This is a genomic window from Nitrospira sp. Nam80 (genome assembly GCF_965152575.1).
The window spans coordinates 514,931-527,576 of sequence record NZ_OZ224216.1 but is presented as its reverse complement, the minus strand read 5'-3'; the positions used below and the strand labels follow the sequence as shown (position 1 = coordinate 527,576).

Genomic DNA, 12,646 nt, shown 5'->3' with positions numbered 1-12,646 from the left:
AGTTCACGGGACAGGCGTTGCTCATCCCACTCCGGATGCAATGATGCCAGCTGGCCCCGCAACAGTTTTTGCGCTGATCGCCACGGCCCGAATCCGATTGCAAGCCTTTCGGCTGGCGTCTTGAGTCGTAAGACCCCGCCATCGCGCCGTCGATGACTTCGCTCCGCCGCAAGCCCTGACTCATGATGGTATTTCCCCTTTCAAGCTTGCAGCCATTTTCCTGGCTTCGTCCACTACGGCCTCGCGCAACTTTTCCGGCTCCAAAACGGTCACCCCGCTCCCGAAACTCAGGATCCAGCCTAGGAGCTCGCGCGTGTCGGCTACTGTAAGCGTCATCCTCAGCCGTCCCGCCGGACGCCGCTCGATCTTCTGGCTCACGTGCCAGACCCGATCCTTCACCCAAGCCGCCGTCGCCTTGTCGAACTCCACCACCACCTCGATCCGCGGGCCGCGCATGACGGTCAACGCATCCTGCACAAAGGCGTCCAAATCAAAGTGCAACGGCATCTGATAAGGATGATCGGTCGGCGTCACGGACCTGATTCGCTCCACAGCGAACATGCGGGGTTCCCGTCTTAGGTGGCAGTACGCGATGAGATAGAGGCCGCCGGAGGCATACCACAGTCGATAGGGATCGACTTCCCGCCTCGTCATACGGCCCCGCGATGCCGAGTCATAGCGCATCTGGATGGTTTTCTTCCCGGCGATGGCCTGCGTGACCCGATCGATCGTCTCGCGATGGCGGCGATAGCGCTTGTGCGGGCCGAGTCCCACGGAAAACATGCCGTCGAGTTGCTGGACCAACTCCAGGCCTTGGGGCGGCAGCATGGCCGCCGCTTTGTTGAGCGCGGATTGGAGCGAGGCATGGAGCTCCGTCCCTTCGAGCGGCGCTATCAGACGGCGGGTGAAGGTAAGGGCCATCAATTCAGTCGGCGCGAGCCTGAGCGCGGGAATGTGGCGGAATCCGTCGAGCAGCCGCCACTTGGTACGGCCGTCCACCCGATCGGTTACCAGCGGATAGCCGGCCTCTTCCAGCGCATCCAGATCGCGGCGAAGCGTACGGGGGTGTCGGGTCGAGCCGGGGGCCAGCGACTCGCTCAGTTGCTCCAAAGTCACGCCTTGCCGTGAGGCCTCCAGCTTTTGGAGAATGACCAAGAGACGGACGGCTTGATCGTTGCGCGGCATGGCATTAAGTCTCCAGCAAAGGTCCTGCGAGAATACCTGGAGAGAATATGCCGCAGCAAGTGTACGTACCTGCCTCTCGCTCTGCTGAGCCACCCTCACACAGGACTCGCTTCCTCACCCTCGCAGGGAAGCGGGTTTGAGACGATTCGCGAAAAAAACACTTGGAGTTAGGTGGAACTCCTGCCAGGCTATCGCATGGGTCTTATCAGCAAGGTCGAGCGCTCGGCATGGGAGAAAGAGGCCGGTGAAACACCAGCGTATCATCGTCACGCACTACGGCGGGTCCGATGCACTTCAGGTGCTTGAAGAAGAGAGCCCCGAGCCGAAGCACGGTGAAGTGCGGGTCAGAGTCCTGGCCGCGGGTGTCTCCTTGCCCGACCTGATGATGCGCGAGGGCATTCATCCCGAAACGCCGACGCTGCCTTTCACGCCGGGATGGGACCTGATCGGCATGGTGGATCGGCTCGGCGACGGTGTTTCTGGAGTTGAACCAGGCGAGATGATTGCCGCACTGCCGATCAGCGGTGCGTACGCGGAGTTCGTCTGCCTGCCGCAACGTGAACTGGTTCCGGTGCCATCTGGACTGGACCCCGCGGAGGCCGTCAGTCTCATTCTGAACTATGTCACGGCGCACCAGATGCTGCATCGCTCCGCGAAGGTCAGACCAGGGGAGCGCGTGTTGATTCACGGCGCGGCAGGCGGGGTCGGCTCGGCACTATTGCAACTTGGACGCCTAGCCGCTCTGGAGATGTACGGTACCTGTTCATCCCGAGGGGCGCCGGCCGTTTCCGAGCTGGGTGCGGTCCCAATTGATTACCAGCATCAGGACTTCGTGAAAGAAATTCACCGCCTCACGAGCGGGGGTGTAGACGTCGTCTTTGACGGCATCGGTGGCACACATATCTCGCGTTCCCGTAAGGCCCTGCGCTCAGGCGGGACGGTAGTGGCCTATGGCCTTACTTCCTCACTACGTGGGGAACGATTGACTTCAGGTCGTCCAGGTGGTCGTCATCGCTTTCGTCACATCGCCATTTTTGGGCTGTACATTGCCGGCGGCTGGTTCCTTCCGGGCCGGAAACGGGTGATTCCTTACAGTATCCAGTGGCTCAAACGGCTGAGACCGGCATTGTTTCGACAGGATTTGCTGGCCCTGATTGACCTCCTTCAACAGCAAAAAATCAAGCCGCTGATCGCGCGACGACTTCCTCTTACCGAGGCGAGACACGCGCACGATTTGCTCGGGAGTGGAGGCGTGACAGGGAAGATCGTGCTCGTACGCAACGGGTCCTTGCTTGAATCGGGAGCGGCGCGTAAGAACGGCATGGAGCCGATGGCGCTCTCGCTGCACCGCTGTCAAGACATGTACCAGTACACGCGAGATGGGCATGGTGAAAGGCTGGAAGAACAGATGGAAGAGCTATCCGGCGTATTCGAACTCGAGGTCCCTGGTCTGGACCAATTTGACCCGATTGAGGTTGCCGCGGGTGATCGAGGGGGCGAGGCGTTTCCAAATCGCTTCGGCCAAGGCTGCGCCGTTGATGGTGGAGCGGGCAAGCACGGCGCGCAGATCGTGTCCTTCGAATGGTGTAAGGATCTGCTCGGCCACGAGCCGGTCGAGGGCGACGATATCAGTCACCATGCCGGTCTCCCGGTCGATCGGGCCATGGACAGTTACGAAAAGATCCCACGTATGGCCCCGGTATCCATCATGCACGGCGGTGAAGGAATAGCGGCGCGTCACCCCGGCCCGATCCAGCCCGGCTTCCGCGGTGATCTCGGCAAAGAGATCTTCATCCTCATAGAGGCGCAGCGAATGCAGCTCGCCGATATCGCGCTGCGCCGCGAGCTTCTTCCAGAGGACCCTGGCGATGTTTTCCGAGGTGGGCACGTCGTCTTTGAAATACGGCATGTCGAGGTTCAGATGCTTGTGATCGAATTCCTCCAAGACATGAAGGAGCACCTGCTTGAGATCGAACAGATTCACGACCATGCCGGTTCGCGGATCAACCTCGCCCGAGACCGTCACATCCAGCAGGTAGTTGTGGCCGTGCCCGGGCTCGTTGTAGCAGGCGCCGAAGGTCTCGCGGTTCTTCCGCTCATCCCACTGTGGCTTCTCGTAGCGGTGGGCGGCCGCGAATTCGATGCGTTTCGTCAAAAGAACGGGAGGCATATCTACACCCAATGAGGAATTAGCGATGAGGAATTATGAATGGCAAATCACAGCTACCAGATTTGGAATATCGCGCGCATTCGTCTTGCCGATTTATCATCCGACATCTCTCATTCCTCATTCAACATTCCTCATTTCTCACTCGACCTTCGCAGGTCGTCCAGCCATTCTTGCCGCATGGTCCAGGGCACGTCGACTTCTTCTTGATATACTCCATGCATGACGGAGAGCGCCACGCGGATCGCCGGGTCGTTGAACGCGGCGATCATGCCGGAGGACGGGCGGAACCGCACGAAATGGACCGCGCTGATTTTGGTCTCATGACTGTGCCCGCCTTCGAATTCGGCAAAGACCTGCTCGGTGCCCGCTCTCAGCGCAACGGTTTGTCCCCGGTCGAGCCCCATGAAGGAATCCAGCCAGTATTGCATGCGATCCGCCTCGGTGATTTCGATGAGCAACGTCGCGCTCAACTCCCCCGCCTGCGGAAGAAGCGCGTTGTACACATCGAGTTCATCCTGAACCTTGACCGGATCAAGAATCCGTTCCGCCCGCACCATTTCTTGGACCTGAAACTGGAGCGTGTCCCGGTTCTCGAACACCAAGGTCACCAGCGGACCGATCGAGATGCGGCGGCGGCGCTTCACATCGATGATGCGCCGGCGAAACGCGTCGCGCTGCTGCTCATAGTCCGCCAGGGGGATAAGATCCTGTTGGGTCAAACCCTGTACATTCATATCTCCCCGTTTAATTCCGGTATCTTTTCTGCGCTTTACGAGCAGCGCTTCACGAAGTAGGTGCCTCCGGCGGCAAACCGTAGGCATCGCGTACGATCTGGATGGGATGCCGCGTCGCTCGTCCGCCGGCATGGGCGGCGGCCCCCGCTTCATCGAGTTGCAACCCGGCGAGCGGACAATCCGAAGCGATGAGATCGGCCGGCGCCTGCTCGATCTCCCTCACGGCTTTCTTCGCGATCTTCATCGACAATGGGTAAAATTCCGTCTTCGCGGACCAGGTACCGTCATGGCCGGTACATTTCTCGATTACTTCGACCCGGGCGCCGGCACACTCCATCAGCTCTTTCGACTTGAATCCGATGTTCTGATCCCGAAGATGGCAAGGTACCTGGTAGGCCACCCGTCCGGGATTGTTTGTAAAATCCATCGCCAGCAAGCCGTCCCGCTTCAGCTTCATGAGATACTCGCAAATATCAAACGTATGCTCGCCGACTGCTTTGGCTTCGTCCGACTGCAACAGGGTCGGATATTCCCGCTTGATCATGAGGCTGCAACTCGGCACAGGCACGACTACATCATAGCCCCGGGCGATCCAGTCGTTCAATGAGCGGAGATTGGCCCGGGCCGCCTTCACGATTCCCTCGGTATCCCCGATATCGAATGAGGGCATGCCGCAGCACTGCTGATCGGGGAACGCCACCTCCACTCCGTTTTTTTCCAAGACCTGCACGCTGGCTTTTCCGACATCGGTGGCCTGATAGTTCACCAGACAACTGGCAAACAATGCGACCTTGCGGGTTGCGGACGGTGGCCGCGCGGGCGTCCGTCGGCTCCACCACCGATTGAAGGTCTCTGCCTGGTAATGGAGAACGCGGCGTTCCCGATGAACGCCCATGACTTTTTCCATGATCGTTCTGAGCCACGACCAAGCCAACGCTCGGTTCACCAGCGGCGCCAACGCGCTGTTGAGCCGTCCCATCAAATCCGTCTTGACCAGCAACCGGTCGCGCCAGGATGCGCCGCGCGTCGCGGCCAGGTGCTTTTTCCAGGTGACCATCAGACGAGGGAAGTCGAGCTGATAGGGATGCGGCGGCGTGTACGGGCAATGGTTGAAGCAGAGTTTGCAATAGTAGCACTCGTCCACCACCCGCTCGTGGTCGGCCGGCGTCAACTTCGTGACATCGCTTTCAACCGCGTCGATTCGATCCAGCAACGTGTTGAATGACGGGCAGAGATTGAAGCACCGCCGGCATCCGTCGCAGATCTCATAGATGCGCAAACTCTCTTTTTCGAGAGGACCCGCCTCGATCGGTTGGAGAATATTCAGTGCCTTCATGGTGTCTCAAAAGATGGACCGGCGGCATCCCGCCGGAAGACCCGACCTTCCTCGGTCCGGATCCTCGAATCGCAGATAGCCGCCGTTCCTGTGTTGCTTGTAGCGCGCGAACCCTGTGCGGGAACTAATATCCCTGCTTGAGGCTTTCCAGGCCCTTGGTAAAACGGTTGGCATGTGAGCGTTCCGCCTTCGCCAAGGTTTCAAACCATTCCGCCAATTCGGCGAATCCTTCATCGCGCGCCGTTTTTGCCATGCCGGGATACATCTGAGTGTATTCGTAGGTTTCCCCTTCGACCGCCGACTTGAGGTTGGCCTCGGTATTGCCGATTGGGACGCCGGTCGCCGGGTCGCCGACCTCCTTGAGAAAATCCAGATGCCCGAAGGCGTGTCCCGTTTCCGCTTCGGACGTGTCCCGGAACAGGCCGCCGATGTCCGGGTAGCCTTCGATATCGGCCCGCCGCGCGAAATAGAGATACCGGCGATTTGCTTGCGATTCGCCGGCAAACGCCTGCTTGAGGTTCTCATGACTCTTGGTATCTTTCAGACTCTTACCCATTGCTTCTTCCTCCTTCGTAAATAAATGCCCGCAGACGATGTGGCTAGATAGATGTCACTTTCGCTGATCGCACACGCCGGCACTTCGCGCAGTACCCATGAAACTCGACCCGATGGCCAAGGATCTCAAAATCCCCTTGGGCAACCGTGAGACGGTCCAAGGCGACATCGGTGACATCCTGAATCTGCCGGCATGTGAGACAGATGAGATGATGATGCAGCGACATGTTTGCATCAAAGCGCGCTCTTTCGTGTCCAACATTGACCTCGCGCACCAAGCCGGTCTCACGAAGCACGCCGAGGGTATAATAGACCGTATTCCGCGAAATCATTGGATGCCGCCGTTTCACAACCCGGTACAGATCATCGGCCGTAGGATGGCTGGTGGTCCCGGCCAGCGCGCCATAAATAGCCGCTCGTTGCGGCGTGAGCCGTACACGGTGCCGGCGGAAACGCTCTTGAATGATTTCAGTCGTTGGGTGCATACCTATCTAGGAATGATTCCTAGATAACACATGAACGGTTCGGGCATCAAGTCAGCGGGGCGATGAGAGCTCCTGTTCCATCACCGCGAGAGTCCGGAAGGCTTGATCCTTTGCGGAGAGAAGCGGCGTGTCCGTCGGCCACGGAACATTTAAGGTAGGATCGTTCCAGATGATGCCTCGCTCATCCGCCGGTTGATACAGGTCCGTGCACTTGTAGAAGAAACCGGCCCTGTCGCTCAGGACACAAAAGCCATGCGCAAATCCCGGCGGGATATAGAGCTGGCGCATGTTCTGATCCGACAGCTCAATCCCGTACCATTGACCGAATGTCGGCGACCCGTGGCGGATATCCACCGCGACGTCATAGACGGCGCCTTGGACGACCGTGACAAGCTTGCCTTGAGGGCGGTGAAGTTGATAGTGCAGCCCGCGCAACGTGTGGCGGATCGACCATGAGAAGTTGTCTTGCACGAATGGGCCGTGAATGCCGATGTCCTTATAGCGTTCTTCGCGAAACGCTTCCCAAAACAGCCCCCGCGCATCGCGATACAGATCCGGCTCGATGAGGATCAATCCCGGCAGTGGCGTGTCACTCACTCGCATGATCGGATCGGTAGCTCCTTCTTATGGTCTCGATCGGGGCGGCATCATACCTGGTTCGTAAGAAAAGAAGAAGCCGGCTGAGGCAGGCATTGAAAAGCCGGGAATCGGTGCCACATACTTCAAGGCGAATAATGCCCGACCTAATTCTTGCGGGGGGTCTGAGGGTCGTCGGGGGAATTAGGGTACAGCTGCTGCAACCGCTCAATGAGCGGCAACGCTTCGGGCGTGCTCGGGCGTGTCGGCTCGCTCGGTGGATGCTCCCAGGTCAACACCGTGATACCGGCGGAAGAAAAGATTTCCCGGATAGTGGCGACCAAAGCTTCGAGTGTCAACTCGGTTCCGCTTCGCAAATCCAGGACCCGTTCCTTCGGGTCGGACGGAGGCGGATGGGAACTGATCAGCGCCCAGCACCGATCGAACACCGTCCGGCGCAGGTCCTCCGGAACGTTGAGTGTCGGCAGTTCGGACGTGCACAAGGCCGCGACCATCAGAACGAACTGAAGATCCGGCATGCCGGGGCGTGTAATATCGAGTGATTGCATGACGCCCCTATTATATTGTGTGTGCGCCTCCACGAGTCAATGCGCTGCTGTAGAAGCGGTACTGTATCAATCGAAAGGATGTTTGGTGAATGATCACGATCACATTAATGGGGCAACTTCAAACAGCGGACGGTGAGCGGGATCTGGCTTGCGAGCTTCCGGCGTCGATGAGCGTGCGACAAGTCATCCAACGGCAAGGACACAATCTGCGCCACTTGCTGCAACTCTTGCGGGAAAAGAAAATCCTGGTGACGATCAATAAGCGGATCGCCAGTGAAGATTCCCTCGTGCAGGACGGCGACGCCCTTCGATTTGTCGGCCATGATGGAACGGGGGGCAGCGGCTTAGGGCCTTCGTTTACCTGATCGGTGCGGAGCCGGCGGCGTTTCAGAGTGTCGAGAAAAAAAGAGCCGGCCCCGGGTTTCCGGAGCCGGCTCACGCACGCTCACCTCAAAGAGGCCGATTACTTCTTGCCCAAAATCGCGTCCTTGGCCATCTTGGCGACCCGGAATTTCACGACCCGCTTGGCAGGAATCTTGATCGGCTCACCGGTCTGCGGGTTGCGGCCCATGCGGGCCTTCCGATTCGCCAGCACGAGCTTCCCAATCCCGGGGACCACAAAGGCGTTCTTTGCCTCTCGGTAAGCCAGCGCCGCCAGGTCATCCAAGAGCTGAACCGCGGTCTTCTTGGTGATCCCGGCCTTCCCGGCAATATGGTCGGCGATCTGGGATTTCGTCATTGATTTGGCCATGCGTACCTCCTTGGCTACTGTAATGTGATGGATTGAAAACCAGGTCGAAGACTCAGATCCTGAGGTGAACTGCGATGAAACGCGCGTGTGCAGCGTGCTACGTGAAAAACAGGGCGAGAGTGTATCCAAAGCCCCCAGAGCTGTCAACCGGAAAAACTCGCATCTGGAGCGGGAAAAAGCATGCGCCTCACCCTTGAACCCACTAGGAAAGACCGAGTAGAGTAGCAGTACATCACGTTGAGACATAGCAGAAGGATTCAACTCCATGGCCAAAGAATTACCGATTTTGCCGTCCAGCGCACAGCCGCTTCCCGGGGAACAAACAGAAACCTATGTGTATTCGCGGGTATTTTGCCAAAAGGATAATTCGCCGCCGTTGCGGCTCTTACTCGATTTCTTGAAATCGCGGGGCCAATTGCCGATTACACCGCCGGATGTCACTGACGCGATGCTGGATGAATGGGCCTGGATTCAGATCGCCCTCGGCTATAGCCGGGACCGCAAGCCCATTCGGGTCTTCTGCGTACGGGATCGCGGCTCATATAAGGATGTGTTCGAGCAGGAGCAGAAATACTTTCTTGAACTTCTGTCATCTTATGATGATATTGAAGCGCAGCTTGCGGCCGAATATGTGACGCGGGCGCGGTTCATCCTGACCACACAAATGCAGACCGATATCACAGACGATGGATACGATTTCAACGGGTGGATCCTGGAATTTTATCAAGAGCACTGCACGGGACTGGTGCAGGTTGACGGGCAGGGGTTTTTCTCTCCCAAAGGCCAGGTGATTGTCGATCTCTCCGCCCCACAGGAATAGCCGTCTTATGGAGGCGCCTCGTTCCTCCCTTTCTTCATCGATTTTCGACCGGGCAGATCATTGGTTTGTTCGAGCCAAGGCCGCCTTGTTAGGAAACGTTCCCTGCGGCAAGGGATGCTGTCATTGCTGCATCGGCCCCTTTCCCATCACCGTACTGGACGCTGAAGAACTACGCAGAGGACTTCGGGAGCTTCCTGCGGTGCAGCGGCAGAACATTGAGGGGCGCGCACGCCGTCAGACTGCCGATATTGAAACGGCATGCCCGGATCTGGCGGCCGATCCGATATTGGACGGCTTGCCGGACCAGAAGATCGACGACCTGGTCGCCCGGTTCGCTGATCAGCCCTGCCCCGCGTTGGAAAAAGACGGGTCCTGCGCTCTATACTCGTTTCGCCCTATAACTTGCAGGACCATGGGCATTCCCACGGAAACCCATGGCATGGTGTACGGCGCCTGCGACATACAATCCTCTGTCCCCGTCATCCGTTTGTCCCGATTACTTCGGACCGAAGAAGACCGGCTTGCCGATCAGGAGGCGGGATTGATCGAGACGGAAAAAAGGCGACGATCGTTCACAGGAGAGGAGTTATTGCTCCCGTATGGCTTCCTTCCGGGATTTGAATAGACAAACTGGACAGCATTGGAAAGGCTATGCTAAGGTGCTGGAGCCTTGCGAGCGGGGGCGCCTGTAGCTCAGTGGATAGAGCATCAGCCTCCGGAGCTGAGGGCCACAGGTTCAAATCCTGTCAGGCGCGCCAAGCCTTCTGCCTGGTGAAGTATAAATTCTTGGATCCATCTTTCAGAACTATTGAAGACACTATCGCCGGTTTACTGCTAGAGCTTCACACCTAACAAGTACATACAACACGGTGGGGCCGTTAGCTCAGTTGGTAGAGCAGCTGACTCTTAATCAGCGGGCCGCAGGTTCGACCCCTGCACGGCCCACCAATTGTTTCCACTACTTACATCGCTTCCGCAGCCCGGCCGGTCTCCGCAGCTGTGATAAAGTGTGATACCGGCGGCCGCCGGTCCAGCACTTCCACCCCCTCCCGCAGGCTTTCCGGATCGTGATGCGCATAGCGCTGCGTCATGAGCGGCGTCTTATGCCCCAGCAGGCGCTGCACCTTATACAGATCCACGCCGTCCTGCACGAGCCGCGTCGCAAAGGTATGCCGAAGATCATGGAACCGGCAATCGTCGATCCTGGCCCGTTTGAGCGCGCTCCGGAAGGCCCGCCGCAAGTGGCTGCCTTCCAGTGGCGTCTGGGCCTGGCTGGGAAACACCAAATCGGTCTGGAGGGCCCGCACCTTCGCCCGGTCCTTCAGCACCCCCAGCACGGTCTGATTAATCGGCAGGGTCCGCCGCTCCCCGTTCTTCGACCGCACCACCGTCACCGTTCGCCGGGACAGGTCCACCGCCCGCCAGGTTATGGCGAGGATTTCTCCCATCCGCAGGCCGGTCCCGAGCGCGAACAGCACGATCTGCCTCAGCCAGGGCGGACAGGCGCTCAGCAAGCGCTCCTCTTCCTCGAGCGTCAACCAGCGATCCCGGCCGATGGGTTCGCGCTCCATGGACACGCTGAGCACCGGGTTCTTCTGGCACCATTCCCACTCACGCACGGCCAGATTGAAGGCCTTCTTGAGTGTCGCCAGATGCCGGTTCACCGACGCCGGCGCCAGCTCCGCCGCAAAGAGCTGATTTTTATAGGCCACAATCAGCCGCGGCGTGATCTCCGCCAGCGGCGTGTGGTCGCCAAAGAAGCCCCGCAGCCGCCGCGCATAGCCCACATACGAGCGTGCGCTCGCTTTTTTACTCGCGTGTTCGGCCAGATACCGGTCCATTAGCTCTCCAAAAGTCCGCTGCTGCTGCTCCAACGTGATCCGATACGCGCCATCATGCAGTTGCCGGCGGGTCTCCCCCAGCACCATTTCGGCCGCGCGCCGATCAGTCTGCCCGGTCGAAGCGCGGACCTGTTTACCTCCGTATGTAAAAGACATCCACCAGACGATTCCGCGTCTATACAGCCCCATCCTCTGCCTCCTTTCCGATAGGGCTTGATCCGCGTCTGGTTTCCCCGTGGGCTGGATTATAGGCGCTGCGCTTGGCACGCGCAATCACCGCTGCGATGTCTACGGGCCGTGCGCGCACCGCTTGGGATGTGGCCGGCTTCGGACGTTCCCGGAAGCTTTCTAACCATCGATCAATCTCATCGCGTCGAAATCGGACCAACCCATGAATCTTGATGCAGGGAATCTTTCCGTGTGCGGCCCAGGCATACAACGTACAGGACTTCACAGACAGGTATTGTGACAGCGTTCTAATATCCCAATATCCGCTCGTCGGAAGGCTTAACGAATGATTTAGTATCGGATTGTGAATGCCGCACGGCAATTCGTGCCTCATGTCATTCCAAACAAATACAACGCATAGTCAGACGGACGATAGATGTTTGGTCTTCCAGGCCTGCTTTCGATCGCAAGGTACCGCCCTCTTAATTTTTTTAAGTTCCGATAAAAGGTTGCCAAGGAGCAGTGGGACATTCGTGCGAATTCCGCCGACCTTGGCCAGAACGGGTCCCCCCGTCTATATGCGGACACGGGGTGCTGAACCATCCATGCTTGAGATGCCGTTAACTCTTTGAATCCGCCAATGTAGTGCTCCGGATATCGAACATTGCTCCGCTTTTTCACAGGTCTCCTGTGTATTGGCTTGTCATGGTCTCTCATGGTGAGATACCCCTCACTAGGCCTGTCGGCTCTTAGATTTATCTTCTCTTCTCTTACTCTTCTTTCTATCTAGGAAGTCGCAGAGCTGTGGACGCTGGGGATAACCGAAGACGGTTATCCCCAAGCGCCCACACCCACGGCTCCGAAACTATCGGCACGAAGGAACTAAGGATCGAACTAAGAACGCTGCTGTTCTTTTTGTCTCTCAATCACCGCATCCAATTGCAATCGATCAAAGAGCACACGCCGGCCCATATGAATGGCTGGCAGCCAACCGATTTGGGCCCATGTCCATACTGTGCGATGCGAAATTCCCAAATACCGCCCTGCTTCCCTAGCAGACAGTAGGCGCTTGTCCATGAGGCTTCTCCTCCCTATTGATTCGCTCATGCTGAATACGTATGCTGCAATACCGGGCAGTCGCGAGCTTGTCAGCGTCATTGGCGGTAGAATGCCGGATATTCCGGAAACGGGGGGAGGGAGAAAGTCGATCAAAATTGAGCGACTAAATACCCCCTACTACATCAAACGCTTATGACTAGAGGTCGGCTAGCACCATGGCGGGAGAGGTATGAAGCTCTACTGGGAAGTACTGTCACATCATTCGGCCTCGATATAGCAGAGAAGTGCCGTATTGCGTGTCAATACATAAAGAGTTCGGACATACTCGATGTCGTTGATCCTTTTCCTCCAGAGGCGATCATTACAAAGACACGTGTTGGCTCGCCTGGAAGGTGCA

The 12,646-nt window shown here is 57.9% G+C and carries 15 protein-coding genes, 2 tRNA genes and 1 pseudogene; 6 read left to right on the top strand and 12 right to left on the bottom strand.

Annotated features, from left to right (window positions below):
- Nucleotides 1-180: 180 nt before the first annotated feature.
- A complete protein-coding gene (locus ACWGXE_RS02500; protein ID WP_447601054.1) occupies nucleotides 181-1,185 on the bottom strand; it encodes a helix-turn-helix transcriptional regulator in 1,005 nt (334 codons plus the stop codon).
- A gap of 382 nt (nucleotides 1,186-1,567) precedes the next feature.
- Between ACWGXE_RS02500 and ACWGXE_RS02495 the strand changes: the two are divergent.
- Nucleotides 1,568-2,398 (top strand): annotated as a pseudogene (locus ACWGXE_RS02495) (medium chain dehydrogenase/reductase family protein); the annotation flags it as partial.
- Between the two features lie 204 nt (nucleotides 2,399-2,602).
- Here the strand turns inward: ACWGXE_RS02495 and ACWGXE_RS02490 are convergent.
- The 7 genes from ACWGXE_RS02490 to ACWGXE_RS02460 all read right to left on the bottom strand — a co-directional run bounded on the left by ACWGXE_RS02490 (nucleotide 2,603) and on the right by ACWGXE_RS02460 (nucleotide 7,610).
- Nucleotides 2,603-3,355 (bottom strand): 6-carboxytetrahydropterin synthase, encoded by a 753-nt coding sequence (locus ACWGXE_RS02490; protein WP_447603853.1) that lies wholly within the window; start codon nucleotides 3,353-3,355, stop codon nucleotides 2,603-2,605.
- 131 nt (nucleotides 3,356-3,486) lie between these two features.
- Entirely contained in the window at nucleotides 3,487-4,089 is a 603-nt protein-coding gene (locus tag ACWGXE_RS02485; RefSeq protein ID WP_447601052.1) for a DUF3501 family protein, read from the bottom strand.
- Between the two features lie 49 nt (nucleotides 4,090-4,138).
- The gene (locus ACWGXE_RS02480; protein ID WP_447601050.1) at nucleotides 4,139-5,425 is read right to left on the bottom strand and encodes a heterodisulfide reductase-related iron-sulfur binding cluster; all 1,287 of its coding nucleotides are present in this window, start codon (nucleotides 5,423-5,425) and stop codon (nucleotides 4,139-4,141) included.
- A gap of 124 nt (nucleotides 5,426-5,549) precedes the next feature.
- On the bottom strand, nucleotides 5,550-5,981 hold the full coding sequence (locus tag ACWGXE_RS02475; protein ID WP_447601049.1) for a rubrerythrin family protein: 432 nt from the start codon (nucleotides 5,979-5,981) through the stop codon (nucleotides 5,550-5,552).
- Between the two features lie 43 nt (nucleotides 5,982-6,024).
- On the bottom strand, nucleotides 6,025-6,465 hold the full coding sequence (locus ACWGXE_RS02470) for a Fur family transcriptional regulator (RefSeq protein WP_447601047.1): 441 nt from the start codon (nucleotides 6,463-6,465) through the stop codon (nucleotides 6,025-6,027).
- A gap of 51 nt (nucleotides 6,466-6,516) precedes the next feature.
- On the bottom strand, nucleotides 6,517-7,068 hold the full coding sequence (gene rfbC / locus ACWGXE_RS02465; RefSeq protein ID WP_447601046.1) for a dTDP-4-dehydrorhamnose 3,5-epimerase: 552 nt from the start codon (nucleotides 7,066-7,068) through the stop codon (nucleotides 6,517-6,519).
- Between the two features lie 140 nt (nucleotides 7,069-7,208).
- A complete protein-coding gene (locus tag ACWGXE_RS02460; RefSeq protein ID WP_447601044.1) occupies nucleotides 7,209-7,610 on the bottom strand; it encodes a hypothetical protein in 402 nt (133 codons plus the stop codon).
- An 89-nt stretch (nucleotides 7,611-7,699) separates the two neighbouring features.
- Here ACWGXE_RS02460 and ACWGXE_RS02455 point away from each other — a divergent pair, with 89 nt between their 5' ends.
- Nucleotides 7,700-7,975, top strand: coding sequence for a MoaD/ThiS family protein (locus ACWGXE_RS02455; protein WP_447601043.1), 276 nt, complete (start codon nucleotides 7,700-7,702; stop codon nucleotides 7,973-7,975).
- Nucleotides 7,976-8,073: 98 nt separating this feature from the next.
- On the opposite strand, the gene ACWGXE_RS02450 is transcribed toward ACWGXE_RS02455, so the two are convergent.
- The gene (locus ACWGXE_RS02450; protein WP_447601041.1) at nucleotides 8,074-8,361 is read right to left on the bottom strand and encodes an HU family DNA-binding protein; all 288 of its coding nucleotides are present in this window, start codon (nucleotides 8,359-8,361) and stop codon (nucleotides 8,074-8,076) included.
- 265 nt (nucleotides 8,362-8,626) lie between these two features.
- Here ACWGXE_RS02450 and ACWGXE_RS02445 point away from each other — a divergent pair, with 265 nt between their 5' ends.
- The 4 genes from ACWGXE_RS02445 (at nucleotide 8,627) to ACWGXE_RS02430 (ending at nucleotide 10,129) form a co-directional block, all read left to right on the top strand.
- Complete coding sequence (locus ACWGXE_RS02445) at nucleotides 8,627-9,181, top strand: hypothetical protein (protein WP_447601040.1); 555 nt, start codon at nucleotides 8,627-8,629, stop codon at nucleotides 9,179-9,181.
- Between the two features lie 7 nt (nucleotides 9,182-9,188).
- On the top strand, nucleotides 9,189-9,806 hold the full coding sequence (locus ACWGXE_RS02440) for a YkgJ family cysteine cluster protein (RefSeq protein WP_447601039.1): 618 nt from the start codon (nucleotides 9,189-9,191) through the stop codon (nucleotides 9,804-9,806).
- Nucleotides 9,807-9,863: 57 nt separating this feature from the next.
- Nucleotides 9,864-9,939: transfer RNA gene (locus ACWGXE_RS02435), tRNA-Arg, on the top strand.
- 114 nt (nucleotides 9,940-10,053) lie between these two features.
- A tRNA-Lys gene (locus tag ACWGXE_RS02430) sits at nucleotides 10,054-10,129 on the top strand.
- A gap of 14 nt (nucleotides 10,130-10,143) precedes the next feature.
- Here the strand turns inward: ACWGXE_RS02430 and ACWGXE_RS02425 are convergent.
- The 3 genes from ACWGXE_RS02425 to ACWGXE_RS02415 all read right to left on the bottom strand — a co-directional run bounded on the left by ACWGXE_RS02425 (nucleotide 10,144) and on the right by ACWGXE_RS02415 (nucleotide 12,267).
- A complete protein-coding gene (locus ACWGXE_RS02425) occupies nucleotides 10,144-11,211 on the bottom strand; it encodes a tyrosine-type recombinase/integrase (RefSeq protein ID WP_447601037.1) in 1,068 nt (355 codons plus the stop codon).
- The gene (locus ACWGXE_RS02420; protein ID WP_447601036.1) at nucleotides 11,198-11,584 is read right to left on the bottom strand and encodes a helix-turn-helix domain-containing protein; all 387 of its coding nucleotides are present in this window, start codon (nucleotides 11,582-11,584) and stop codon (nucleotides 11,198-11,200) included. The genes ACWGXE_RS02425 and ACWGXE_RS02420 overlap by 14 nt, the downstream gene beginning before the upstream one ends.
- 500 nt (nucleotides 11,585-12,084) lie before the next feature.
- Nucleotides 12,085-12,267 carry a helix-turn-helix domain-containing protein gene (locus ACWGXE_RS02415; protein ID WP_447601034.1) on the bottom strand — a complete coding sequence of 61 codons (183 nt, stop codon included), beginning with the start codon at nucleotides 12,265-12,267 and terminating at the stop codon, nucleotides 12,085-12,087.
- Between the last annotated feature and the right edge of the window lie 379 nt (nucleotides 12,268-12,646).

What these genes read in the sequence shown, in the direction of transcription:
- ACWGXE_RS02470 (WP_447601047.1), bottom strand. Translation starts at nt 6,465, where the DNA reads ATGCACCCAACGACTGAAATCATTCAAGAGCGTTTCCGCCGGCACCGT.
- ACWGXE_RS02455 (WP_447601043.1), top strand. Translation starts at nt 7,700, where the DNA reads ATGATCACGATCACATTAATGGGGCAACTTCAAACAGCGGACGGTGAG.
- ACWGXE_RS02450 (WP_447601041.1), bottom strand. Translation starts at nt 8,361, where the DNA reads ATGGCCAAATCAATGACGAAATCCCAGATCGCCGACCATATTGCCGGG.
- ACWGXE_RS02425 (WP_447601037.1), bottom strand. Translation starts at nt 11,211, where the DNA reads ATGGGGCTGTATAGACGCGGAATCGTCTGGTGGATGTCTTTTACATAC.
- ACWGXE_RS02490 (WP_447603853.1), bottom strand. Translation starts at nt 3,355, where the DNA reads ATGCCTCCCGTTCTTTTGACGAAACGCATCGAATTCGCGGCCGCCCAC.
- rfbC (WP_447601046.1), bottom strand. Translation starts at nt 7,068, where the DNA reads ATGCGAGTGAGTGACACGCCACTGCCGGGATTGATCCTCATCGAGCCG.
- ACWGXE_RS02420 (WP_447601036.1), bottom strand. Translation starts at nt 11,584, where the DNA reads ATGAGGCACGAATTGCCGTGCGGCATTCACAATCCGATACTAAATCAT.
- ACWGXE_RS02440 (WP_447601039.1), top strand. Translation starts at nt 9,189, where the DNA reads ATGGAGGCGCCTCGTTCCTCCCTTTCTTCATCGATTTTCGACCGGGCA.
- ACWGXE_RS02500 (WP_447601054.1), bottom strand. Translation starts at nt 1,185, where the DNA reads ATGCCGCGCAACGATCAAGCCGTCCGTCTCTTGGTCATTCTCCAAAAG.
- ACWGXE_RS02445 (WP_447601040.1), top strand. Translation starts at nt 8,627, where the DNA reads ATGGCCAAAGAATTACCGATTTTGCCGTCCAGCGCACAGCCGCTTCCC.
- ACWGXE_RS02485 (WP_447601052.1), bottom strand. Translation starts at nt 4,089, where the DNA reads ATGAATGTACAGGGTTTGACCCAACAGGATCTTATCCCCCTGGCGGAC.
- ACWGXE_RS02415 (WP_447601034.1), bottom strand. Translation starts at nt 12,267, where the DNA reads ATGGACAAGCGCCTACTGTCTGCTAGGGAAGCAGGGCGGTATTTGGGA.
- ACWGXE_RS02475 (WP_447601049.1), bottom strand. Translation starts at nt 5,981, where the DNA reads ATGGGTAAGAGTCTGAAAGATACCAAGAGTCATGAGAACCTCAAGCAG.
- ACWGXE_RS02460 (WP_447601044.1), bottom strand. Translation starts at nt 7,610, where the DNA reads ATGCAATCACTCGATATTACACGCCCCGGCATGCCGGATCTTCAGTTC.
- ACWGXE_RS02480 (WP_447601050.1), bottom strand. Translation starts at nt 5,425, where the DNA reads ATGAAGGCACTGAATATTCTCCAACCGATCGAGGCGGGTCCTCTCGAA.